General features: G+C 58.5%; 25 protein-coding genes. 14 read left to right on the plus strand and 11 right to left on the minus strand.

All coding sequences use genetic code 11. The features are described from left to right. The 10 genes from H7R76_RS15155 to H7R76_RS25155 all read left to right on the plus strand — a co-directional run bounded on the left by H7R76_RS15155 (position 1) and on the right by H7R76_RS25155 (position 8,633). Entirely contained in the window at positions 1–423 is a 423-nt protein-coding gene (locus H7R76_RS15155) for an acyl-CoA thioesterase (RefSeq protein ID WP_106928677.1), read from the plus strand. Next, a complete protein-coding gene (locus H7R76_RS15160) occupies positions 420–1,025 on the plus strand; it encodes a LolA family protein (RefSeq protein ID WP_182965685.1) in 606 nt (201 codons plus the stop codon). Before H7R76_RS15155 ends, H7R76_RS15160 begins: the two co-directional genes overlap by 4 nt. Further along, positions 994–3,312, plus strand: coding sequence for an MMPL family transporter (locus H7R76_RS15165; RefSeq protein WP_106928681.1), 2,319 nt, complete (start codon positions 994–996; stop codon positions 3,310–3,312). The genes H7R76_RS15160 and H7R76_RS15165 overlap by 32 nt, the downstream gene beginning before the upstream one ends. Before the next feature lie 2 nt (positions 3,313–3,314). Continuing rightward, entirely contained in the window at positions 3,315–3,983 is a 669-nt protein-coding gene (locus H7R76_RS15170) for a DUF3261 domain-containing protein (protein ID WP_420258958.1), read from the plus strand. Between the two features lies 1 nt (position 3,984). Next, on the plus strand, positions 3,985–5,154 hold the full coding sequence (locus H7R76_RS15175; RefSeq protein WP_106928683.1) for a beta-ketoacyl-[acyl-carrier-protein] synthase family protein: 1,170 nt from the start codon (positions 3,985–3,987) through the stop codon (positions 5,152–5,154). After that, positions 5,151–5,627 carry a hotdog family protein gene (locus tag H7R76_RS15180; RefSeq protein ID WP_106928685.1) on the plus strand — a complete coding sequence of 159 codons (477 nt, stop codon included), beginning with the start codon at positions 5,151–5,153 and terminating at the stop codon, positions 5,625–5,627. The genes H7R76_RS15175 and H7R76_RS15180 overlap by 4 nt, the downstream gene beginning before the upstream one ends. Next, the gene (locus tag H7R76_RS15185) at positions 5,624–6,355 is read left to right on the plus strand and encodes a 3-ketoacyl-ACP reductase FabG2 (protein WP_182965687.1); all 732 of its coding nucleotides are present in this window, start codon (positions 5,624–5,626) and stop codon (positions 6,353–6,355) included. Before H7R76_RS15180 ends, H7R76_RS15185 begins: the two co-directional genes overlap by 4 nt. Then, positions 6,352–7,581, plus strand: coding sequence for a beta-ketoacyl-ACP synthase (locus H7R76_RS15190; protein ID WP_182965689.1), 1,230 nt, complete (start codon positions 6,352–6,354; stop codon positions 7,579–7,581). The genes H7R76_RS15185 and H7R76_RS15190 overlap by 4 nt, the downstream gene beginning before the upstream one ends. A gap of 1 nt (position 7,582) precedes the next feature. Beyond that, positions 7,583–8,164 carry a 4'-phosphopantetheinyl transferase AcpT gene (acpT, locus tag H7R76_RS15195; protein ID WP_182929151.1) on the plus strand — a complete coding sequence of 194 codons (582 nt, stop codon included), beginning with the start codon at positions 7,583–7,585 and terminating at the stop codon, positions 8,162–8,164. 232 nt (positions 8,165–8,396) lie between these two features. Beyond that, positions 8,397–8,633, plus strand: coding sequence for a hypothetical protein (locus H7R76_RS25155; protein WP_106928692.1), 237 nt, complete (start codon positions 8,397–8,399; stop codon positions 8,631–8,633). A gap of 61 nt (positions 8,634–8,694) precedes the next feature. On the opposite strand, the gene dsbG is transcribed toward H7R76_RS25155, so the two are convergent. From dsbG to H7R76_RS15250, 10 genes are all read right to left on the minus strand, one after another. Further along, positions 8,695–9,453 carry a thiol:disulfide interchange protein DsbG gene (gene dsbG / locus H7R76_RS15205; RefSeq protein WP_182928297.1) on the minus strand — a complete coding sequence of 253 codons (759 nt, stop codon included), beginning with the start codon at positions 9,451–9,453 and terminating at the stop codon, positions 8,695–8,697. A gap of 96 nt (positions 9,454–9,549) precedes the next feature. Continuing rightward, a complete protein-coding gene (ansP, locus tag H7R76_RS15210; RefSeq protein ID WP_106928695.1) occupies positions 9,550–10,992 on the minus strand; it encodes an L-asparagine permease in 1,443 nt (480 codons plus the stop codon). 376 nt (positions 10,993–11,368) lie between these two features. Next, complete coding sequence (locus H7R76_RS15215) at positions 11,369–11,965, minus strand: transporter (RefSeq protein ID WP_182965691.1); 597 nt, start codon at positions 11,963–11,965, stop codon at positions 11,369–11,371. Between the two features lie 170 nt (positions 11,966–12,135). Continuing rightward, complete coding sequence (locus H7R76_RS15220; RefSeq protein ID WP_106928697.1) at positions 12,136–12,819, minus strand: hypothetical protein; 684 nt, start codon at positions 12,817–12,819, stop codon at positions 12,136–12,138. Between the two features lie 187 nt (positions 12,820–13,006). Beyond that, positions 13,007–13,369, minus strand: coding sequence for an ArsR/SmtB family transcription factor (locus tag H7R76_RS15225; protein WP_413816323.1), 363 nt, complete (start codon positions 13,367–13,369; stop codon positions 13,007–13,009). A 39-nt stretch (positions 13,370–13,408) separates the two neighbouring features. Beyond that, the gene (locus H7R76_RS15230; protein WP_182968007.1) at positions 13,409–14,536 is read right to left on the minus strand and encodes an alkene reductase; all 1,128 of its coding nucleotides are present in this window, start codon (positions 14,534–14,536) and stop codon (positions 13,409–13,411) included. 110 nt (positions 14,537–14,646) lie between these two features. Beyond that, positions 14,647–16,479, minus strand: a complete 1,833-nt coding sequence (locus H7R76_RS15235; RefSeq protein WP_106928701.1) for a diol dehydratase reactivase subunit alpha — start codon at positions 16,477–16,479, stop codon at positions 14,647–14,649. A gap of 11 nt (positions 16,480–16,490) precedes the next feature. Beyond that, entirely contained in the window at positions 16,491–16,922 is a 432-nt protein-coding gene (locus H7R76_RS15240; protein ID WP_182965693.1) for a diol dehydratase small subunit, read from the minus strand. Then, positions 16,919–17,509, minus strand: a complete 591-nt coding sequence (locus tag H7R76_RS15245) for a propanediol/glycerol family dehydratase medium subunit (RefSeq protein ID WP_106928706.1) — start codon at positions 17,507–17,509, stop codon at positions 16,919–16,921. The genes H7R76_RS15240 and H7R76_RS15245 overlap by 4 nt, the downstream gene beginning before the upstream one ends. Before the next feature lie 13 nt (positions 17,510–17,522). Continuing rightward, complete coding sequence (locus tag H7R76_RS15250; RefSeq protein WP_106928707.1) at positions 17,523–19,190, minus strand: propanediol/glycerol family dehydratase large subunit; 1,668 nt, start codon at positions 19,188–19,190, stop codon at positions 17,523–17,525. A 393-nt stretch (positions 19,191–19,583) separates the two neighbouring features. Between H7R76_RS15250 and H7R76_RS15255 the strand changes: the two genes are divergently transcribed. From H7R76_RS15255 to H7R76_RS15270, 4 genes are read left to right on the plus strand one after another with little or no spacing between them, the layout of a single operon-like run. After that, positions 19,584–20,012, plus strand: coding sequence for a GlcG/HbpS family heme-binding protein (locus tag H7R76_RS15255; RefSeq protein ID WP_182965695.1), 429 nt, complete (start codon positions 19,584–19,586; stop codon positions 20,010–20,012). Positions 20,013–20,048: 36 nt separating this feature from the next. Continuing rightward, complete coding sequence (gene dhaT, locus H7R76_RS15260; protein ID WP_182929154.1) at positions 20,049–21,212, plus strand: 1,3-propanediol dehydrogenase; 1,164 nt, start codon at positions 20,049–20,051, stop codon at positions 21,210–21,212. 60 nt (positions 21,213–21,272) lie between these two features. Next, entirely contained in the window at positions 21,273–21,638 is a 366-nt protein-coding gene (locus H7R76_RS15265; protein ID WP_182965697.1) for a glycerol dehydratase reactivase beta/small subunit family protein, read from the plus strand. A gap of 2 nt (positions 21,639–21,640) precedes the next feature. Beyond that, positions 21,641–22,177, plus strand: a complete 537-nt coding sequence (locus tag H7R76_RS15270) for a cob(I)yrinic acid a,c-diamide adenosyltransferase (RefSeq protein ID WP_106928715.1) — start codon at positions 21,641–21,643, stop codon at positions 22,175–22,177. On the opposite strand, the gene dhaR is transcribed toward H7R76_RS15270, so the two are convergent. Beyond that, complete coding sequence (gene dhaR, locus H7R76_RS15275; protein ID WP_106928717.1) at positions 22,155–24,080, minus strand: dihydroxyacetone kinase operon transcriptional regulator DhaR; 1,926 nt, start codon at positions 24,078–24,080, stop codon at positions 22,155–22,157. The genes H7R76_RS15270 and dhaR overlap by 23 nt on opposite strands. Positions 24,081–24,098: the final 18 nt, after the last annotated feature.

Below are 24,098 nucleotides of genomic sequence, written 5' to 3' on the forward strand. Positions count from 1 at the left end.
GTGCTAAACGATCCCCGCTTTACGGCTGAAGTCGAGCTGACCATTCCCTTTCATGATGTCGATATGATGGGCGTGGCGTGGCACGGCAACTATTTCCGCTATTTCGAAATTGCGCGCGAGGCGCTGCTTAACCAGTTTGACTATGGCTATCGCCAGATGAAGGATTCGGGTTTCGTCTGGCCGGTGGTTGATACGCGCGTGAAGTACCGCCATCCGCTGACCTTCGAGCAGCGTATCCGCGTGCGCGCGCGCATTGAAGAATATGAAAATCGCCTGCGCATAGGCTACGAAATTTTTGACGCCAACAGCGGCCAACGAACCACCACCGGCTACACCATTCAGGTGGCGGTCGATGAAGCCAGCCGCGAGTTGTGTTTTGTCAGCCCGGATATTTTGTTCGAACGCATGGGGGTGACGCCGTGAGATTTCTGCCATTGCTGGCGCTGCTGATAAGCCCATTTGTGAGCGCCCTGACGCTCGACACGCTGCAACAGCGTTTTACGGAACAGCCGGTGATCCGTGCGCACTTCGATCAGACCCGCACGATTAAAGATCTGCCGCAACCGCTGCGATCGCAAGGCACGATGCTGATCGCCCGCGACCAGGGCCTGCTGTGGGACCAGACGGCGCCGTTCCCGATGCAGCTGCTGCTGGATGATAAACGCATGGTACAAGCTATCAACGGTCAGCCGCCGCAGACGATTACCGCAGAGAACAATCCGCAGATGTTCCAGTTTAACCACCTGCTGCGCGCGCTGTTCCAGGCCGATCGCACGGTGCTCGAGCAGAACTTCCGCGTCGATTTTGCCGACCTCGGCGACGGGCGCTGGACGCTGCGCCTCACGCCGACCACCACGCCGCTGGATAAAATTTTTGCCACCATTGATTTGGCCGGTAAGACCTATCTGCAGCACATTACGTTGAATGATAAACAGGGCGATCGCACCGATATCACTCTTTCCCAACACCAACTGACGCCCGCCCAGCTAACCGATGACGAACGCCAACGCTTTACCGCCCCGTAAACGCCCGGCGCTGCTGTGGGCCCTCGCCTGCCTGCTGATGCTGGCGGCGCTGCTCACGCTGCTGCCCCAGGCACGCCTCAACAGCAGCGTGCTGGCCATGCTGCCCAAACAGGCCATGGGCGCGCTGCCGCCGAACCTCAACGACGGCTTTATGCAGCGCCTCGACCGTCAGTTGGTCTGGCTGGTCAGCCCCGGTAAGCAGGCCGACCCGCAGGTCGCCCGCGACTGGCTGACGCGGCTACAGCAGTCGCACGCGCTCGCTACGGTAAAAGGCCCGATGGATGCCGACAGTCAGCAGGCCTGGGGCGCTTTTTTCTGGCAGCACCGCAACGGCCTGATTGACCCTGACACCCGCACGCGGCTGCAAAACGGCGGCGAAGCACAGGCGCAGTGGATCCTCTCCCAGCTCTATTCGGCTTTTTCCGGCGTGAGCGGCAAAGAGCTGCAAAACGATCCGCTGATGCTGATGCGCGGCTCGCAGCTGGCGATGGCGAAAAACGGCCAGCGCCTGCGGCTGATGGACGGCTGGCTGGTCACCCAGGATAGTGAAGGCAACTATTGGTACCTGCTGCACGGCGAACTGGCGGGTTCTTCTTTTGATATGCAACAAACGCACCGCCTGGTGACCACGCTCAATACGCTTGAGGAGGAGCTCAAAGCGCGCTATCCGCAGGCTCAGCTGCTGTCACGCGGTACGGTATTTTACAGCGACTACGCCAGCCAGCAGGCCAAGCGGGACGTCTCGACCCTCGGCGTCGCCACCCTGCTGGGCGTGCTGCTGCTGATTGTCGTGACCTTTCGCTCGCTGCGCCCGCTGCTGCTGTGTTTGATCTCCATCGCCATCGGCGCGCTGGCAGGGACCGTGGCGACGCTGCTGGTGTTTGGCGAGCTGCACCTGATGACGCTGGTGATGAGTATGAGCATCATCGGAATTTCCGCCGACTATACGCTCTACTATCTGACCGAGCGGATGGTGCACGGCGCGGAGGCCACGCCGTGGCAAAGCCTCGATAAAGTGCGCAACGCCCTGCTGCTGGCGCTGCTGACCACCGTCGCGGCGTACCTGATTATGATGCTCGCCCCGTTCCCCGGCATTCGCCAGATGGCGCTGTTTGCGGCGGTGGGGCTGAGCGCCTCGTGCCTGACGGTCATTTTCTGGCATCCGTGGCTGTGCCGCGGCCTGCCGGTGCGTCCGGTTCCGGCGATGGTGCTGATGCTGCGCTGGCTGGCGGCCTGGCGGCGGAATAAAAAGCTGTCTGTCGGGCTGCCGCTGGCTCTGGCACTGCTGTCGCTGGCGGGCCTGGCGACGCTACGCGTCGATGATGATATCGCCCAGCTTCAGGCGCTGCCGCAGCATCTGCTGAAGCAGGAAAAAACCATTACCGCCCTCACCGGGCAAAGCGTCGATCAGAAGTGGTTTGTGGTGTACGGTGCCTCCGCGCAGCAAACGCTGGAGCGCCTGGAAGCCTTTACGCCCGCGCTGGACGCGGCGCAAAAATCCGGTCTGCTGAGCGGCTTTCGTCCCCTGGCGCTGAATTCGCTCGCCCGTCAACAGCAGGATCTCGCCCTCTTAAGAACGGCCGCGCCCGCTATCATCAATGCGTTGCACAGCGCCGGGTTGACAACGGTGACGCCGGACCTGTCGCCGATGCCGGTCACGGTTGATGACTGGCTCAATAGCCCGGCCAGCGAAGGCTGGCGGCTGCTGTGGCTCACACTGCCCGCTGGCGAAAGCGGCGTGCTGGTGCCGGTTGACGGCGTAAAGGACAGCGCGGCGCTGAACGCACTGAGCGAGAAATACGCCGGGGTAGCGTGGGTGGATCGTAAGAGCACCTTCGATGCGCTGTTCGCGCTGTATCGTAGCGTGTTAACCGGACTGCTGTTTATCGCCCTGGCGGTGATCGCCTGCGGGGCGATCGTCCGGCTCGGCTGGCGGCGAGGGCTTATCAGCCTCGTGCCGTCGGTACTCTCGCTCGGCTGCGGCCTGGCGGCGCTGGCGCTGAGCGGTCACCCGCTCAATCTGTTTTCGCTGCTGGCGTTGGTGCTGGTGCTGGGTATCGGCATTAACTACACCCTATTTTTCAGTAATCCGCGCGGCACGCCGCTCACGTCAATGCTGGCGATCGGTCTGGCGATGCTGACGACGTTGTTGACCCTCGGGATGCTGGTTTTCAGCGCCACGCAGGCCATCAGCAGTTTTGGTATCGTCCTGGTGAGCGGGATTTTCACCGCCTTCCTGCTGTCGCCGCTGGCGATGCCGGGCAAAAAAGAGAAGAAAAAACGATGATGATAGCGACATTTTTTGCCGGATGGCGACGCGTTGCCATCCTATCCGGCTTACACACACCACCACACCCGGCAGGCCGGATCACGCTACGCCGTCATCCGGCAATCCACGCCATAATCCTGAGCTGTGCGTTCGTCCTGGCCGGCTGCAGCCATTCGCAGCAGGATCAATCCGGCCGCCCGCAGGCCTGGCTGGAACCGGGTACCCGTGTAACCCTGCCCGCGCCGGGCATCACGCCGGCGGTCAGTTCACAGCAGCTGCTGACCGGCAGCTTCAACGGTCAGACCCAGTCGCTGCTGGTGATGCTGAACGCCAACGATCAAAAACTGACGCTGGCAGGGCTGTCATCGGTCGGTATCCGTCTGTTTCTCGTGACCTACGACGACCGTGGGCTCCACGCCGAGCAGTCGATCGTTGTGCCGCAGCTGCCGCCCGCCAGCCAGGTGCTGGCCGACGTCATGCTCAGCCACTGGCCGATTAGCGCCTGGCTGCCGCAGCTGCCGAAAGGCTGGACCCTGACGGACCACGGCGATAAACGCGAGCTGCGCAACGCGCGCGGCGCGCTGGTGACGGAAATCACCTACCTGAACCGCAAGGGCAAGCGTGAGCCTATTAGCATTGAGCAGCACGTCTTTAAATACCACATCACCATTCAATATTTAGGTGACTGATATGATTTATATTTCTGCGGTCGGCATGATTAATGCGCTGGGCAGCCATACGGATGATATCGCTGCGAATCTCACCCGCGGCGTGGCGCCAGGCATGCGTGCCAGAACCGGCTGGCTCCAGGGGCACCCGCACGCGGTGCTCGGCGGCGTCGACGGCGAGCTGCCCGCTATTCCTGATACCTTTTGCGATCACCGTTCGCGCAACAACCAGCTGCTGCTGGCCGCCCTGTCCCAGATTGCGCCACAGGTCGACGGCGCCATCACCCGGTACGGGCGCGATCGGGTCGCCGTTGTCCTGGGTACCAGCACTTCCGGTCTCGATGAGGGCGACGCGCACGTTAACCTGACGCTCAACGGCCAGCAGAGCGCCGCGTGGCATTATCCGCAGCAGGAGCTCGGCGATCCGTCGCGCTTCCTCAGCCGCTGGCTGGATCTCGATGGCCCGGCGTTTACGCTGTCTACCGCCTGTTCCTCCAGCGCTCGCGCCATTATCAGCGGGCGTCGCCTGATCGAAGCCGGGCTGGCCGATGTCGCGATTGTCGGTGGCGCCGACACGCTCAGCCGCATGCCAATTAACGGCTTTCACAGCCTGGAGTCGCTCTCACCAACGCGTTGCCAGCCGTTCGGTGAGGGGCGCAGCGGCATTACCATCGGCGAAGGCGCGGCGCTGATGCTGCTCACCCGCGAACCACAGCCCATTGCGCTGCTGGGCGTCGGAGAATCCAGCGATGCCTACCATATTTCCGCACCGCATCCGCAGGGGGAAGGCGCCATTCGCGCCATTGAGCTGGCGCTGAGCGATGCCGGTATGGCCCCTGACGATATTGGTTACATCAATCTGCATGGGACCGCCACGCCGCTGAACGATCAGATTGAATCACGGGTGGTCAATGCGCTATTTGGCGAGCGGGTACCGTGCAGCTCTACCAAACACCTGACCGGGCATACGCTTGGTGCGGCGGGCATCACCGAAGCCGCGCTCAGCATGTTGATTTTACAGCGCAATTTGCCGCTACCCGCCCAGGACTTTAGCCAGTCGCCGCGCGACCCGGCGCTGCCACCCTGCGGCATTATCACGCAGCCACAGCCGCTGGAACGCCCGGTTATTTTGTCGAATTCCTTTGCCTTTGGCGGCAATAACGCCAGCATTTTGCTCGGGAGAATCGCATGAGCCCCTATCTGTCGCCCGCCGAATATCTGCCGCACGACGCCCCGATGCTGCTGCTCGACGAGGTCGAGTGGGTCAGCGAGGAGCAGGCGGTTTGCCGCGTGAGCATCGACAGCACCGGCGTGCTGTCGCCGTTTCTTGACCCGGAAGGAAATCTACCGGGCTGGTATGCGCTGGAGCTGATGGCGCAGACCGTTGGCGTCTGGTCAGGCTGGCATCGCCATCAACAGGGGCAGGCGGCTATCGCTCTCGGCATGGTGCTGGGTGCCCGCGAACTGATCTGCGCCGCAGGCTGTTTGCCCGGCGGAAAAACCCTCACCATCACCGTCAAGCTGCTGATGCAGGACGCGCGCTTTGGCAGCTTTGAATGCGCCATTACCGCCGATGAACAGACGCTGGCCACCGGCCGCGTTAACACCTTCCAGCCGACGGCAGAAGAACTTCAATCACTCTTTCAACAGGGAGCGTCCTCATGAGTCGTTCAGTTTTAGTGACCGGCGCAAGTAAAGGTATCGGCCGCGCCATTGCCCGTCAGCTGGCCGCCGACGGCTTCACGGTCGGCGTCCACTACCACCGTGACGCGCAGGGCGCGCAGGCAACGCTGGAAGCGATTCTCGCCGCCGGTGGCGCCGGGCGTCTGCTGTGTTTTGACGTCGCCGACCGCGCCCAGTGCCGCGAAGTTCTGGAGCAGGATATCGACGCACACGGTGCATGGTATGGCGTGGTGAGCAACGCGGGCATCGCCCGCGACGCCACCTTCCCGGCGCTAAGCGACAGTGACTGGGACGCGGTGATCCATACCAATCTCGACAGTTTTTATAACGTCATCCAGCCGTGCATTATGCCGATGATTGGCGCTCGCCAGGGCGGTCGCATCATCACGCTGTCGTCAGTCTCCGGCGTGATGGGCAACCGTGGGCAGGTCAACTACAGTGCCGCCAAAGCCGGGATCATCGGCGCGACCAAAGCGCTGGCCATTGAGCTTGCGAAACGCAAAATTACCGTTAACTGCATTGCGCCGGGGCTTATCGACACCGGCATGATTGAGATGGAAGAAGCCGCGCTGAAAGAAGCGATGGCGATCATTCCGATGAAGCGCATGGGCCAGGCCGACGAAGTGGCCGGGCTCGCCAGCTATTTAATGTCAGACGTGGCGGGCTATGTCACCCGCCAGGTGATTTCCATCAATGGAGGGATGTTATGACACGTCGCGTAGTCATTACCGGCATGGGCGGCGTGACCGCCTTTGGGGAAAGCTGGCAGAACGTCTCCGCCAGGCTGCTGGCCTACGAAAATGCCGTGCGCAAAATGCCCGAATGGCAGGTTTACGACGGGCTGCACACGCTACTGGGCGCCCCTGTTGACGATTTTGCTCTCCCGGAGCACTACACCCGCAAACGAATTCGCGCCATGGGCCGCGTGTCGTTGATGTCGACCCGCGCCACCGAGCTGGCGCTGGAACAGGCAGGTCTGATTGGCGACGACGTGCTGACCAACGGGGATACCGGTATCGCCTACGGCTCATCAACCGGCAGCACCGGTCCGGTGAGCGAATTCGCGACCATGCTTACCGAAAAGCACACCAACAATATTACGGGCACCACCTATGTGCAGATGATGCCGCACACCACCGCCGTGAACACCGGGCTGTTCTTTGGCCTGCGCGGTCGGGTCATTCCCACCTCCAGCGCCTGCACCTCAGGCAGCCAGGCTATCGGCTACGCGTGGGAAGCGATTCGTCACGGTTATCAAACGGTGATGGTCGCCGGCGGTGCGGAAGAGCTGTGCCCGTCGGAAGCGGCGGTATTTGATACGCTGTTTGCCACCAGCCAGCGCAACGATGAACCGAAAACTACCCCTTCGCCGTTTGATGAAAGCCGCGACGGTCTGGTGATCGGCGAAGGCGCCGGGACGCTGATTCTGGAAGAGCTTGAGCACGCTAAAGCGCGCGGTGCGACGATTTACGGCGAAATCATCGGCTTCGCCACCAACTGTGACGCCGCGCATATCACCCAACCGCAGCGGGAAACCATGCAGATTTGTATGCAGCAGGCGCTTAAGATGGCCGGGCTGAGCCCGCTAGACATCGGCTATATTTCCGCGCACGGCACCGCCACCGACCGGGGCGACATCGCCGAAAGCCAGGCGACGGCCGCTATCTACGGCGATAACGTTCCCCTCTCCTCGCTGAAAAGCTATTTTGGTCACACCCTGGGTGCCTGCGGCGCGCTGGAGGCCTGGATGAGTCTGCAAATGATGCGCGAGGGTTGGTTCGCACCGACGCTGAATCTGCATAAGCCGGACGCCAACTGCGGCGCGCTGGACTACATCATGGACGAGGCCCGTCGCATCGACTGTGAGTTTTTGCAGAGCAACAACTTTGCGTTTGGCGGCATCAATACCTCCATCATTATTAAACGCTGGCCGTAGCGTGTACCGTCTGCTGCTGGGGAAAGTGTCGGTATTAAGCGCAGGCTTTCTGCCGCCCGCGCTTATTGCCGAGGCACCGTCTGGCCCCCGGCGCCCCCGCTGGCTGGCCGGTCGGGCCCTGCTTGCCCGCGCCGTCTCACCGCTGCCCGACATCGGCTACGGCGAGCAGGGCAAGCCCTGCTTCTCCTCGCCTTCCCCGCTGTGGTTCAACCTGAGCCACAGCGGGGATGATATTGCTCTGCTGCTCAGCGATGAGGGCGAAGTCGGCTGCGATATCGAAGCGCTACGCCCGCGAGCCCGCTGGCCCGCGCTGGCCGAGGCGCTGTTCAGCCCCGGCGAACGCGCGCAGATCGCGGCAGCGCCACCGGCGGCACAGCTGCCCACCTTCTGGCAAATCTGGACCCGTAAAGAAGCGATGCTAAAACAGCGCGGCGGCAGCGTCTGGCAGATGGCGCAGGCCGACAGCACGCAGCCCGATTCGCTTTTTATCGCGCATCATTGGCTGAATACGCTCAGCATCGCCGTTTGCACGCCAACGCCGGTTAATCTGGCGGCGCTGATAACGTCAGCAACCGTGCGTTAATCCGCCCCACGTGCAGTCTGCACAAATGCCAGATAAACGGAAAATCGCTTATTTTGATGCACATCATTTTTACCGCTATCGTCGGCGGCGACCTACAACATTGATTCTGGTCAACTCCATTCCGCCAGCGGCAGTGCATTTTATGCGCCATTTTATTTATGCGGTGAATGAGAAATTGGTTTTAAGACTTGAACAAATGTTTGTCCGGCCAGCCAGTCTGTGGGGGTGGTTGATGTGTAATGCGCTGAATGCGATGGCTATCGTTATCTGCTTTTCCGCCATCAGCGCGTTTATTGGCATCCGGGAATCTGCCTGGCACATCGTGGTGACGGTAGCGATAATTATCTCCACATTCTACAGCGCTAACTATTTTTCCGCGCTGGAGTCGCGTAACGACAGGCGGCGTTTTTTCCTTTTCGCCTGGGTGGTTGTGACCATCATTCTGAACTTCATCCATATTACAGGCTGACTCGCCGCGTAACGGGTGCCGGTCCTCTCCCGTTTCGGGAGAAAGACCTGACGATGATAGCCTACGGACGCGGGCCGAACATCTCGATCAGCTGTTTTTCATCCGGCATGCCAACCACCTGCTGCAGCTCATTTTTATCATTCATGTAGTAAATGGCTGGCGTGACGTTAGCCCCGAGATCGTCCATCAGCTTCTGATGCTGCTGGAGTAAATTGAAGGTTTCGCGCGGCGTCGTTCCGGTAAAATGCGGCAGTTTTTTACCGCCCGACAGTTCGTAGTCCCGCCAGGCCGCTACCGGGTCGGCCGCATTCAGAATCGCCGTCGCGTTGCGGCCGCTTTGCGGGTTCAGGAAGGCCACCAGCAGCGTGTTGAGCTGTACTTTACCTGCCGCTACCCAGGGCTGGGCCGCCGACCAGAAGGTTTTACAGTACGGACAGAACGGATCGGCAAACACCACCACCTTGCGTTCGGCGCTATCGGGCCCCTCTTTCAGCGCGTGAGCGTCGTTCAGCTTCTGCCACATCTCGCGCCCCAGCGGGATGTAAATCTCGCTTTTGAAAAAGTCCTCGCTCAGGTTTTTTCCTTTATCATCATAAAGGTAGCCAGAAACCACGTGTTTACCGTCGGGAGTAAGAAACAGCGTGACGCCCATATCCTGATACTGACCGACCCAGCTTTTGAGCCCGCCTGGCGCATCAATTTCTTTGATAATTTTGATGTTTTGCTGCTCGCTAAAGCGTTTAACAACGTCGGGCAGCGGCGTGCTGGCAAAAGCCAGCGCGGGCATCAGCGTCAGCGCCATCAGTAGCGTGGATTTCATTTTCGTCTCTCCTTAAAGCGGGGACGCCCCGCGAGTGAAGTGGTTCGCCGCTGGAGAATCGGCCTGATAGCGTCGCCATCAGGCCGTTGAGGCAGGTTATGGCGCAGTACGGTGAATTTCCGCTACGCGCTTGCGTACGCCAAACCAGCCCGCGACCAGCAGAATGGCAATCAGCGGCAGCGCGGCAATAGTGTAGGTACCGTTCGGGTAGTCAAACGCCATCAGCACCAGCACGCTCAGCAGGAACAGCAGCGTTAGCCACGAGGTAAACGGCGCGCCCGGCAGCTTGAAGCTCACGTCGGCGGCTTTGCCCTCTTTGATGGCCTTACGCAGACGCAGCTGGCACACCATGATGAAGCCCCATGACGCAATAATCCCCAGCGAAGCGAAGTTAAGGACAATCTCAAACACCTGCGATGGTACCAGATAGTTGAGGAACACGCCCACCACATAGACCACCAGCGTCGCCATAATACCGGCATACGGCACGTGCTGGCGGCTCATTTTGCTCATGAACTTCGGCGCCGAGCCGCCCATCGCCATGGAGCGCAAAATACGCCCTGTGCAGTACAGGCCTGAGTTCAGGCTGGAGAGCGCCGCAGTCAGCACTACGATATTCATAATGCTGCCAATGTACGGTACGCCCAGCTTGGAGAAGAAGGTCACGAACGGGCTTTGCCCCGCCTGATAGGCCGTCCACGGCAGCAGCAGCACCAGCAGTACGACTGAACCAACGTAGAACAGACCGATACGCCAGATGACGCTATTGATTGCACGCGGCACCATGGTCTGCGGATCTTTACATTCACCGGCGGCGGTGCCCACCAGTTCAATGGACGCAAAGGCAAAAACCACCCCCTGCACCAGCACCAGCGCAGGCAACAGGCCGTGCGGGAAGAAACCGCCGTTATCGGTAATCAGGTGGAAACCGGTCGCGTTGCCGTCCAGCGGTTTGCCGCTGCCGAGGTAGACGGTGCCGACCACCAGAAACACCACGATCGCCAGCACTTTAATCAGCGCGAACCAGAACTCCATTTCGGCGAACCACTTCACGCCAATCATGTTCATGGTGCCCACCACCGCCAGCGCGCCGAGGGCAAACACCCACTGCGGGACATCGCCAAAAGCGCCCCAGTAGTGCATATACAGGGCGACCGCGGTGATGTCGACAATGCCGGTCATCGCCCAGTTAATGAAATACATCCAGCCAGCCACATAGGCCGCCTTTTCACCGAGAAATTCGCGGGCATAAGAGACGAAACTGCCGCTCGAGGGACGGTGCAGCACCAGCTCACCCAGCGCACGCAGGATGAAGAACGAGAAAATACCGCAAACCAGGTACACCAGCGCCAGCGCGGGCCCGGCCATTTGCAGGCGCGCGCCTGCGCCGAGGAACAGACCGGTACCGATTGCGCCACCGATCGCGATCATCTGTACCTGGCGATTACCCATCGCCTTGTGATACCCCTCTTCGTGGGCATTCAGCCAGCGTCTTTTCGCCGCGCGTTGCTCCGCGGCAGATGTGTTTTGTGTTTCCATTTTTCCCTGTTACCTGTCTGATTTTAGGAGGACTTCAGGCCGTCGGCGGCGGAACGCAGGCCGCGACGGTCAACGCGATTTTTCCCGTCATTCTGCGTAGGGATAAAATCGCCGCGAAGCATCCTACCTGCAATTAATAAGCGGTGCAAAACATACGCGGGGGTCAGCGGCGACGCCGGCAGATAAAGCGCGCGTTGCCGCCGCTGAGCACAGCGATTTGCTCTGCGTCAGACCGTGCAGATTTCACGTTGTTGCCGCAATAAGGATCGTCTGTCGACAGGCAGAGAAAAGGCCTCTGCATAGAGGCCTTGGGGAAAGAGAAAGCCGCAAGAAAACTTAATTTCGTCGAATCAACTTAGCGCTAAAAATATATTTTTCATTCAGAACGGTGCGTTGCCGGAAAAAGATTAACCGATGCCCCCAGGCACAGCATATAACCAAACAGCTCGCAGCCCTCTTCAACCATATTTTTAACCACACGAACATAGCCGTCCTGTAAAATAGAGTGCCAAAGCATCGACATGCCAAACAGGCGAGAGAAAATAAGAATTGCCAGCAGGCCCGAGATCATCAGCCCGTACGACGGCGTGGTGGTATACTCAACCAGCTGCGCGAGCACCCGCTGCGGACGGCGAAACGTGTAGGCTATCGTCACCACGCTGACCGCCAGCGCAAACCACAGCCAGCTGCCGTGGTGGATAAGGTCAAAAACCGCGTCCAGCTCGCGAATGAGCATAGCCATAAAGAAGCCGGCAATCAGGATATGACGCTGTCGCGCGGTGCGCGCTTTACGGGCGCGGAAAAGGTGTATCACCACGATGCCAAACAGAATGCATTCCTGGACAATTTCGGTGAGTGAATCTTCCGACAGGTCGTTTTTAAAAATATTCACATCAACATGCAAACAGAGAACCGCCACCACCACGGCCGCAGCCAAAAAAATAACGCGCAATAATAAATTAACTAAAAGCATAAAATTCACTACATTTTATAAAACGTTAATATTACTGCGCCCACCTTTCTGTAACTTATCGTTCTGTGCCACATCCTCTCGATATTTAACATTACATGCTATTAACCGGCAAGATTATTTAAACCACACAAACAGCATTGTTAAAATAATCGCTAAAAAACGTCTATTTATCATGTTGCATTTTCATACGCATAGCGGCACAGCGTGTTAATGCCGCGCTCGGGGCTTTTAATACCGGTATGGAGATAGAGCGCTTTTGCCTCATGCACCCAGAAGCTGCCCCCGGCTCTCGCCTGCGCATGAAACAGCGTCGCCTGCGGGTACATGGCAGACAAATTCCCTTTACTGAAGCCAAACCACTTGCGCGACACCTCGCGCAGCTCGCGAGTCGTTAGCAGCCGTCCGCCGAGGCGGTGGCAGCGCTCGCGGGCTTCTGCAAAATTATCATCGACCGCACCGTCGCCCACCAGCCAGACGCCGAGCGTAAAGCGATAGCGCTGGGTATCGCCGGTTTTGCGATTGTGCATCGTCAACACCCCTTCTCGCTCACTCGCCAGCGGGCGCCTTTTCATACGCAGCGTCACTCGCCCTTCATGATGTGCCCCGACTTCCAGCCAGCCATGGTTAAAGCTAAAGGTAACGTCATTCAGATTGAGTCCTTCATAATTACTGCTCATGGTGACGGTCGCGCCGGTAAAACCGGCGGTCAGGATACTGGCCGTGCGAAAACCGGGCGTGCTGGGGGCATGAAAGCTGATGCGCCGGAACTCATCGCGCATCTCAGCCTGCGCCGCCAGACCCGCTGACGGCAGTAAAAGCGCGGCCATCGCGACGGCCCACGGGGAAATCATCATCTGCACACATCCTGTCGTCGCTAGCGAAAATCCTGATGCTGACAGAATAGTGTGACGCATTGATAAATAAAGATAATTTACATATTCTGACGCTTTAAAACCGCGCGTGCCCGGCAGTACTACCGTTCCGGCATATCGCGGTTGAATGGCCGATGAACAAGGGGAAGATTGGGAAAGACGTCGCCCGCTACAGCGACTGTTCCAGCTCGCGTAGAAATTCGGCAATGACCGACTCGTTGCGCTTGTAATAGGTCCAGGTCGCGACCTTTTTACTGGTCAGCAGCCCTGCCTTGTGCAGCTTATTAAGATGCGAAGAGATGGTCGGTTGCGACAGCGCGGTTTTATCCTGAATAAAGCTGGCGCATACGCCGTCCTGCTGCGGATCGAGCAAATGCGGATAGTCGGCAAAATGACGAGCAGGCTCGCGCAGCCAGTGGAGGATCTCCCGGCGCGTGGGGTTAGAAATGGCTTTCAGAATATCGTCAGTATTTAGCGGCATCAGGCTGGCTACGGCAAGGAAGATGGGCTGTACATTAGGCAGCGTGCCCACAAAAGTCAATGCGGGCGACGTCTGCCGCCCGCATTGCGCTTATTTCGCGCGGTAAACCGGGTAATCGGTATACCCGGCAACGCCTCCGCCAAACAGGGTATTGCGATCCACCGGGTTCAGCGGCCAGCCGTGGGCGATGCGCGCCGGCAGGTCCGGGTTTGCAATAAAGGTACGACCAAAACCGAACAGGTCGCCCAGCCCGGCATCTAACATACGGCTGGCTTTTTCTGCGGTGTATTTCCCGGCGTACATCAGGACGTTACGGAAGGTTTCCCGCAGTGCGGGATAAAACTCCTGCGGCAGATCCGGCGCGTTATCCCAGTCGGCTTCGGCGATGGACAGGTAGGCAATACCCAGCTCATTAAGCTGGCGAGCCGCCGTAATGTAGGTCGTGAACGGATCCGGCTCCACCAGTCCCAGATAGACGCGATCTTCCGTAGTGCTTTCAAACAGCGGCGCAAAACGCACGCCCACGCGCTCTTTTCCTACAACCTCAATCACCGCCTGGGTGACTTCACGCAGGAAGCGCAGACGATTATCAAGGGAACCCCCGTAAATATCATCACGTTGGTTGGTATGCACGGACATAAACTGGTTGATCAGGTAGCCGTTGGCCGCGTGCAGCTCCACGCCGTCGAAACCGGCCTCCATCGCGTGACGCGCGGCGGCGGCGTACAGCGCCACCAGCTCACGGACTTCATCGGTGCTGAGCGCGCGCGGTGCGGACGGCGCAGCCAGCGCGCCGGTACCCGGCCCGGTTTCGATAAACACTTTCACATTGGTCGCCGCAATGGCTGACGGGGCGACCGGCGCGCCTTCGGCGGGCTGAAGAGAGGTGTGCGAAACGCGACCGACGTGCCACAGCTGGGCAAAGATCACCCCACCCTGCTGGTGAACGCGGTCGGTGACTTTTTTCCAGCCCGCGATCTGTTCCGGCGTGTAGATCCCCGGCGTCCAGGCATAGCCCTGACCACGTGGTTCAATTTGTGTGCCTTCGCTAACCATAAACCCGGCGCTACAGCGCTGGGCGTAATATTCTGCCATCAGGTCGTTAGCGACGTTGCCCGGCTGGCCGCTGCGCGAGCGGGTGAGCGGTGGGAGGGCGATGCGATTTTTCAGATTGAAGGCCCCAAGCGTTAAGGGGGTGAACAGCGCGGCGTTTTCCATGATCTTATCCATTGCGGGTTCTCTGGCGGGCAACATCGCCCGCCGACGGTGAAACGCAGGCTACGCCTTATATCGAAACATTTCAATATTTATATATTTCAATATTTGAATTAATGACGCTCTTGCTCGCCCCCACGGCAGACCAGCCCGGTCGCAACAGCGTTGCGTGGCCCTTCCGTGCCGCGGATATTCCCCTGACCGGCAACAACCCCGTAGTGCGACAGCGCATCGGTAATCAACTGCGGTATTTCAAAATCCAGCGACGAGCCGCCGACCAGAACGACAAAGGCGATGTCGCGGATCTCGCCTCCAGGCGATACCTGACGTAGCGCGCGCAGACAGTTGGTGACAAATACTTTTTCTTTTGCCTGCCGGCGCACAAGGCGGATTTTTTCCAGCGATGTCTGGTTATCGATGGGCACCAGCGTGCCGTTTTTGATATAGACCACCCTGGCAAATACCGCAGGGCTGAGCGGTTCGCGGAAAAATTCGACGGCGCCGTTTTCATGGCGAATGCTGAACAGGCTTTCCACTTTCGCCAGCGGGTATTTTTTGATTTCCTCTGCCAGCAGTAAATCACTTAACCCCAGTTCGGTTTTAATCAACAGGCTCACCATATTACCGGCCCCGGCCAGGTGCACCGACCTGACCTCTCCCGCCTGATTAATGGTGGCGGCATCGGTTGAGCCTGCGCCGAGATCGAGAATCGCCAGCGGCATATCGCTGCCCGGGGTGGTCAGCGCACCGACGATCGCCATGTCGGCCTCAACGCCACCCACGTCGACCCGCGTCGCCAGCTGCTGGCTCAGCTCATTGGCAATCGCTTCCATTTGCAAGCGGTCTGACTTCACCATGGCGGCAATCCCCACCGCATTTTCCATCGAGAACTCTCCCGCCAGCCCGCCCTGAACCTTGCGCGGAATGAACGTATCAACCGCCAGCAAATCCTGAATAAAGACGGCGTCCATACCGTGACCGCTCAAGGACGCCATCACCTGGCGCACGCGCTCCAGCATCCCTCCGGCGTGCGTACCGGCTTCCCCGCGAATATCACGGACCGGCGCGCAGCCCGAAATCACCCGCATAATGGCACCGGCGCCGTCAGCAACATCGACCTGCACCGTGCGTTTATCGCCACGCACGGTGATATGCCCCGCCGGAATCACCCGCGATTTCACATCGCCCTGAGGCGTTTTCAGCACCACCGCCGAACGATTGCCTATCAGCGCCCGCGCAACGGGCACGATCATCTTCGTCTCTTCAGGGGTCAGTTGAAACCAGGTGGCGATACCATAGGGGTTAGAGAGCAATGAAATAACCTGCCCGGTCGCGGCCACCTCAACCGCCGCCAGCACCCCTTCCGGGACCTGCTCAATGAGCGTCACCTCATCGACGATCGGCAAGGTGCGTTGCAGACGATTGTTGATCAGCACGCCGTCATCCTGTTGCAGGATCACCGCCACCACGTTAATGCCGCGATCGAGCGCGGCGTTTAGCTGCCACGCCGCCTCCATAAAATCAATCTGGCGGCCGATTAGCGGGATCCAGCCTTCGTCATAACGCGCCCTGGGCAGCGATGCCAGATGATTGAGGCTAATGGTGGTGCCCACGCCCAGCCCTTCGCCACCGGGGGTCTGCGGATTGTGCCCAATCATCGTCGATTCAGTGATGATGGTCTCGGTGATGGTTTCCATGGCCACATCACCGATCACCGGTGCGGCCTCATTGAGATAGACGCGTTCCAGCGCCTGCGGACTGCGGCCCGCTTTTTCCAGCGCCTGATGGAGCGAGGCGATCACGCCGTTGATGTTCTCGCGCGTACCTTTGGTACCGGTCGTGGCAACAATACCGCTGGCCAGAAAGCGTGGTCCGTGTGGTGTGGAGTCCGCTAATGCCACTTCCGTGGTGGCATTGCCGATATCAATTCCCGCCATTAACGCCATTATGCCTACCCTTAATCTTCTTTTTTCCGCAGCTTATCGCGCTGGCGATAAACCTCCGCCGCCTCGCGGACAAAATCCGCGTTGACCGTGGCCTGATACTGCTGTTCCAGCTCGTCGGCAATGGCAAGCAGCGCCTGTTCGGAAGAGCGGTACGGGCGCAGCGCATTGTAAATTTCGAGGATCCGGCCATCGGGAATCGCGATCAGCTCCCCGGCGCGGCGCAGATTGCGGGCTATCGCATGGCGGTGCATCTGTTCAGCTATTTGTGCCTGATATTCCAGCGTTTCCCGTGAGATACGCACATCCTGCGGCCCAATCTTCCCGGCAAGGACATTTTCGAGAGTAATCTCGGTTAACGGCTTACCGGTAGGCGTCCGGATGCGTTCCGGGCAGCGGGAGGCCAGCGGATAATCGGCGGCAGTCATCGTGGTTTTATTGCTCATACGTCCTCCCGGGTAATGTCAATCTTCAGCGCGACAGGTTTGGCGTTCGGCACGACGTGCTTAGTTTCTTTAATGTGGAACAACGCTGCTTTTGCCATAAATTTCGGCCGCACCATCTGGTCGTTCACCACCGGTACCGGCGATGGCGATTCTTTACGGGCATAACGTGCGGCGTTTTTTCCTATCTGGCGGTAGGTTTCCAGGGTAAGTAACGGAGCCTGCGAGAAGAGCTCCAGATTACTGAGCGGCAGCAGGTCACGCTGGTGAATCACGGTTGTACCTTTGGATTGGATACCAATACCGATTCCTGAACCGCTCAGGTTGGCTGCATCCCAGGACATAAACGAAACGTCCGAGGTCCGTAATACCCTGACCACTCTGGCATGGAGCCCTTCTTCTTCTACACCGGCGATCAGTTCCTTGATAATCGCTTTATGCGGCATATCAATCAGCGTGCGATGCTGAAATTTATCAAACGCCGGGCCGACAGCAATCACCACTTCGTCCACGCGTTCACCCGCTTTCGCGACCCCGTTCTCGACCAGGTTAAGCGTAAAAACCGGGCGTTTACTCTGTGTTGTATCCATTGCGTATCCCCGTTTACTCGATACTGTCCGGTTGAATGACCGTGGCAATGTTTTTGATCTCTTCCCAGCGCTCTGGCGACAGGCGATAGCCCGTCCCCGGCCCCTGATAGTCATTGACATCATTGACCGCGCTCACGACTTCAAACTGGCGGTCGAGAATGGCGGAGGTTTGCAAGTAGTCACCGGTGACGCGCTGGCGCAGCATCGCCAGAATATTGTTAGCGACATCATCAAAGCCGTTTATGCTCAGAGCCTTAACGATATCGAGCCCAGTGATGTTGCGCTGCATCATGTCCTCGACCGCGCTGAGATCCTCCACCACATTGCGCGACGGCATGTCCTTACTGCCGTGGGCGTAAGTGGCTGCCGTCACTTCTTCATCGGTAACCGGCGGGAGCCCGAGCTCGCGGAATACGGCCTGCACCGCGCGTGCGGCCTTGTTACGAATGGCAATGGTCTCCGCCTCTGAGACCGGGCGCAGGCCGCCATCGACCATCAGGTCTCGTTGCAGAATGTTGTAATCGTCAAAGTCTTCCGCATCGAAGTTCGATCCGGCAAACATGTTGTCGTAGTTCGGCACCGCGCTGTAGCCGGAGAAGATAAAATCGGTCCCCGGCAGCATCTGCATCAGGGTACGGGCCGTGCGGCGAATATCTGAATGAGAGAAGGTTTGATCGTTGGCGGAAGCCACTTCGAGGTCGAGCATCGAAGCAATCAGGTTTTCAGCCAGCACTGCGCGAATGCCGGATGGCACGGCACCTGTCATGCCGATGCAGCTTACCGCCCCGTTCTGCAGCCCCTGAACGCCCGCACCTTTGGTGATAAAAATACAGCGCGACTCGAGGTACAGCATGGATTTACTCTCTGCATAGCCCATCAGCGCCTCAGAGCCTGTTCCGGAGGTGTAGCGCATTTTCAGCCCGCGCGAGGCGTAGGCTGATGCGAGAAAACCCTTCGACCACGGCGTGTCATCGCCATCGGTGAACACCGCTTCGGTTCCGTAGACAGAGACCGTTTCCGCATAGCTGGTAAAGCCGCGCATGCCCAGCTCCAGCTCCGTGGCCTCTTCCACTGAACACTGGGTTAACACACCAGGCCGACCGGACTGGGAGCCAATCAGCAGCCCCAGCGCGTTAAACGGCGCATAGCGCGCAATCCCGACGGTGGTTTCTTGTTCAGAAAAACCACGGATCCCGGCTTCAGCGGCATCCGCAGCAATTTGCACGGGATTATCCTTCAGGTTGGTAACGTGACATTGATTAGACGGCGTACGGCGGGCGCGCATCTTTTGCATCGCCATCATCATCTCCACCACGTTCATATGCGCCATCACCTCTACGGCTTTGGCTGGCGTAATGGCGGTCGTTATCTTGATGATCTCAGCGCGGTCAACGTGGATATCCACCAGCATGCGCGCAATGGTTAGCGCATCAAGAGACATCGCATGCTCGGTTTCATTGATGTTAATGGCGTAGTCCGCGATAAAGCGGTCAATCATGTCAAAATCGGCGCGCGCTTTGCCGTCCAGTTCCACAATGCGCCCATTTTCCACTTTTACCGATGACGACGGATCCCAGGGGCTGCCCATCGCGATCAGCCCTTCCTCTGGCCATTCGCCGATCAGCCCATCCTGGTTTACCGGCCGTTTTTCAAGGACTTCAAATCGTTTTGATCGTCTCATTTTCTCTGGCTCATAAAATTAAAAATAGCGCCCGGCAATGCCATGCCGGGTGAGAATGATCGGCAACTTAAAGGGTCGAGAGGCACAAACAAATTAAATAAATTACGTTCCATTTTGATACGCATTTTTATTAATGTGTTTCAAATTGGAACTGCAAAATACGATTCACGAGGCAAATGTGATATTCGGCCGTCGCCAAATCAAAAATGACGCTAAAAATACTCTCCCACTGAAATAACGTACCTATTTCGCACCGTTGACTTAGTCTTTTTTTTGTCAAAAATAACACTAAAGCGTTAATGCCGTTTTCGACATTTCATCCTTCACGACACAACCTTTTATTAATTTATAACTACTGCTATTAACAAACTACGGATTAGGTCAGGAGTAGCCATGAATAAAAGTCTTTCTCGCGCCACCGTAAGCCTGGCGATGGCCAAAGCCATGGCGGCAGAGGCTGAAAAAAAAGCCATTGAAATCAGCGTTCCGGTGGTTATTTCCATCGTCGACGGCGGTGCTCACACGCTGTTACTGCAGCGAATGGACAATGCATTGGTGACCAGCTGTGATATTTCGCTAAACAAAGCATGGACCGCATGCTGTATGAAACAGCCCACCCACGCGCTGACTGAAGTCGTGCAACCCGGGCAATCTCTGTACGGTTTAGCGCTAACCAACCAACAGCGCATTGTTATTTTTGGCGGTGGTTTTCCAATAATGGAAAAAGGCGAAATTATTGGCGCCATTGGCGTTAGCGGCGGCACCGTCGAGCAGGACATGGAAATAGCCAGCGCGGCGCTGGACTATTTTAAAAAGAATTAATCACGCTAATTCATTCATTATTTCAGAAGGTGCAACATGAGCGACCGTATGTATGATTTTCTTGTTCCCAATGTGAATTTCTTTGGCCCGGGGTCAGTCTCGGTGGTGGGCGAGCGCTGCAAACTGCTGGGCGGTAAAAAAGTCCTGCTGGTGACCGATAAGGGGCTGCGTTCAATAAAAGACGGCGCCGTCGATCGGACCGTGAAGCATCTGCACGAGGCCGGTATTGAGGTCGTGATTTTCGACGGCGTAGAGCCAAACCCGAAAGACACCAACGTTCTCGACGGGCTGGCCATTTTCCGCAAGGAACATTGCGATATGATTATTACCGTCGGCGGCGGTAGCCCGCACGACTGCGGTAAAGGTATCGGCATTGCCGCGACCCACCCGGGCGATCTCTATCAGTATGCGGGTATTGAAACCCTGACCCATGCGCTGCCGCCCATTATTGCCGTCAATACCACCGCCGGCACCGCCAGCGAAGTCACCCGCCACTGCGTGTTAACCAACACCAAAACCAAAGTAAAATTTGTCATCGTCAGCTGGCGTAACCTGCCTTGCGTGTCAATCAACGACCCGCTGCTGATGCTGGGCAAACCGGCGGGTCTGACCGCCGCTACCGGCATGGATGCGCTGACCCACGCGGTGGAAGCCTATATTTCGAAAGACGCCAACCCGGTGACCGACGCGTCGGCCATTCAGGCGATCAAACTGATTGCCACCAACCTGCGCCAGGCGGTTGCGCTGGGGAGCAACCTCAAGGCACGTGAGAACATGGCGTGCGCTTCGCTGCTGGCCGGCATGGCGTTCAATAACGCCAACCTCGGGTATGTCCACGCGATGGCGCACCAGTTGGGTGGTTTGTACGACATGGCTCATGGGGTAGCGAACGCCGTCCTGCTGCCGCACGTTTGCCGTTACAATCTGATCGCTAACCCGGAAAAATTCGCCGATATCGCCACCTTTATGGGGGAAAATACCGCCGGACTGTCCACCCTCGACGCCGCAGAGCTTGCTATCAAGGCCATTACCCGTCTCTCTAAAGACGTCGGTATCCCTCAGCACCTGCGCGAACTGGGCGTAAAAGAAGCGGACTTCCCGTACATGGCCGAAATGGCGCTCAAGGACGGCAACGCGTTCTCTAACCCACGTAAAGGGAATGAAAAAGAAGTCGCCGAAATCTTCCGCCAGGCGTTCTGATCCTGTCGCGTCGCGGGCCTGTAGGCCCGCTCTTTTCCTTTCCCCCGTTTGGAGCGATGTATGCCAAATCCCGGTATTTCTGCCTCACCGGCGGTGCATCTGTGTTATTACCACAGCCTCGCCGATAGCAATATCCTGCGCCAGATTTGCCTTGGACTGGAAGAACAAGGGGTGCCCTGCCGTCTCCAGCCCTGTTCCCACGACGACAGCGCGCTGGCGTACGCGCGTGCAGCGGCGGCGCGTTCAGCCCTGCAAACCGGCCTGGGGGTTAATGTTAACGGCGAAGTGGTCCTGACCCACCAGCAGTATCCGGCGGACCGCGCGTTGCGTCGCTGCTCACCGGGCAGCTCATCTGTCCAGTGGCGCAATATCGGCGCAAATGCCGGGCAGTTAGTGAAAGTGATCCCGTTTAGCGAGGCACAATAAGCATGTACCGTATCTACACCCGAACCGGTGATAAAGGCACCACCGCCCTGTTTGGCGGCAGCCGAATCGATAAAGACGACATCAGAGTAGAAGCCTACGGCAGCATAGATACCCTGATCTCGCTGCTTGGCGTTTGCCGCGCAGCCAGCGAGAAGCCGACGATTTGCCGCACGCTGCTGCGCATTCAGGAAGAGCTGTTTGTCGTCGGGGCCGAACTGGCCAGCGATGAGCGCGGCGCCGCGCGCCTCAGCCGCCTGATTGCCGCCGAAGACATTGCACGACTGGAGCAGGAAATTGACCACCATATGGCGGCCACTGGCCCGCTGAAGGCTTTTGTGATTCCGGGTAAGACGCTGGCCTCGGCGCAGCTGCACGTTGCCCGCACGCAGGCCCGGCAGATCGAGCGTACCCTGGTCGCCATGGATCGCCGCAGCCCCTTGCGCGAGGCGCTCAAAAGCTACATGAACCGCCTGTCGGATGCGCTATTTGCGATGGCGCGATTCGAGGAAGGCCCGCTTACTCTTGATGCCGACGTTTAAACTGGCTGACGTCTATCTCAAACTGCTTCAGCTTGCGCCACAGGGTGGTGCGCCCGATATTCAGCAGATGTGACATCTCCTGAACCCGGCCATGGGTGATCCTGGCGGCGTGAATAATCGCTTCCTTTTCAATAGCCGAAATGCTCATCCCGGCAGGGGTCGCCGCGCTGTTGGCCGCCGTACCGGGATGGTCGTTGAATAACCAGCCGGGCAGGTTGCTCAGCCGAATGTGGCCGTGCTCGCTGCTGATGGCAATATTTTCGATAATGCTATTCAGCTCAAAATCATTTCCCGGCCACGAATAGGCCACCAGCCGTGCCAGCGCGTCGTCATCCACCTTGAGCCGGGAGGAAAAGCGCCGCTCCAGCGTGCGCAGCCGGCTGTGAACCAGTGAAGGAATACTGTTACGCCGCTCGCGTAGCGGCGGAATGCTGATTTCAAAGGAGTGCAGCGCATAGTAAAGCTGGCGGCTAAAGCGGTTTTGTTCCACCAGGTTCGCGAGATCCATGGTGGTGGTCGCGATCACTTTCACATCCACCGGGATCAGCCGTCGGGCATCCAGACGCGTCACGACCCCTTGCTTAATGACCTGCAGCAGCACCGATTGCAGCTCCGGTGCAAGATACTCGACTTTTTCCAGAAACAGCGTCCCGCCGGAGGCCAGTTCAAGGCGGCTCAGGCGGCCATTTTCTTCTTCCGTCGCGCTGCTGCCCATAAAGTCTACGCCCAGCGCGTTATCGGCATACAGCTGGCAGTTCACCGCAATAAACGGCCCCGCCGCCCGCGCGCTTTCATTATGAATCGCCTGGGCAATCAGCTCTTTGCCGACGCCCTCTTCCCCGCACATTAACACAGGGAAGCTGCCGCGCGCGGCCTGGCGACCAAAGTGGATCACGCGGCGGGTTTCCGGGTCGTCCGCCGACATCTGCGCGAAGGTGTGGCTCACTTTGCCTAGCTGACTGGTCATCAGCTGGCGCATTTGCTCAACCGGGTGCAGCAGCAGGATAAAGCTGGTGCCCTGCGATTCGACAATCGGCTTGAGCGTGATGACCGCATCGACAAACTGGTGCTGACTTTCGAAAGTCACTTCTGCGTGGCTTAGCGGCCTGGCGTGCTTGATGGCACGGCGCAGCAGCGCGGGGAGCGTCACCAAATCGCCGATATTTTTCCCCTGGCTGGCCTGACCATCGAGATGCAGCAGGCGCGCCGCCTGAGGATTAATAAACTGTAATATCCCCTGCTCATTCCACGCCATCACCCCATCGTCCATGCTTTCCAACAGGCCGTACATCTGGTTTAGGTGGCGATTCGACTCTGCCAGCAGGCTATCGGTCAGCAGCGAGTTGCCGACTTCTCGGGCCATCGCCAGGGTCAGCGAGAGATCCGCCGCGCTCGCCTCCTGCGTAAGACAGCACAGGGCGATAGAACCAGACAGCCGGCCATGATTGTCAAAGATGGGCGTCGAACAAAATGCCCAGGGGAACAGCGCCTGCTTAAAATGCTGCTCCCCCTGCGTTTTAATCGGCTGCCCCACCAGCGAGGCCAGCGACAGCGCGCAGGTGCCGATGATGCTTTCCGCACAGTAGCTGCCGGGCAGGAAGCCAAGCGCGTCAAGCTGCTCAAGGGTGTCGGGGTGACCGCAGCGGGTGAGAAGGCAGGCGGACTCATCCAGAATAAACAGCGCGCACGGGCGGCTGTCCATATATTCCCATGCGTCTTCCAGCGCCGCCTGTCCGATGGTCAGCAGCGCCGTCTTGCGTCGACCTATCGACTGAAACGTCAGCCCCTGCGCCTGGTGCGGCGTGGTCCAGGTCTCGCGCTGCATCATTTTGCCGCAGCGATGCCAGGACGGCGCGATAAACGACGACGGCGCCGATTCGGCGCGTTGATTCTGCATGGTCATACTCTCTTCTTGAGTGCC

The organism is Klebsiella sp. WP8-S18-ESBL-06 (genome assembly GCF_014169755.1).
In the GTDB taxonomy this organism is placed as follows: domain Bacteria; phylum Pseudomonadota; class Gammaproteobacteria; order Enterobacterales; family Enterobacteriaceae; genus Kluyvera; species Kluyvera ascorbata_B.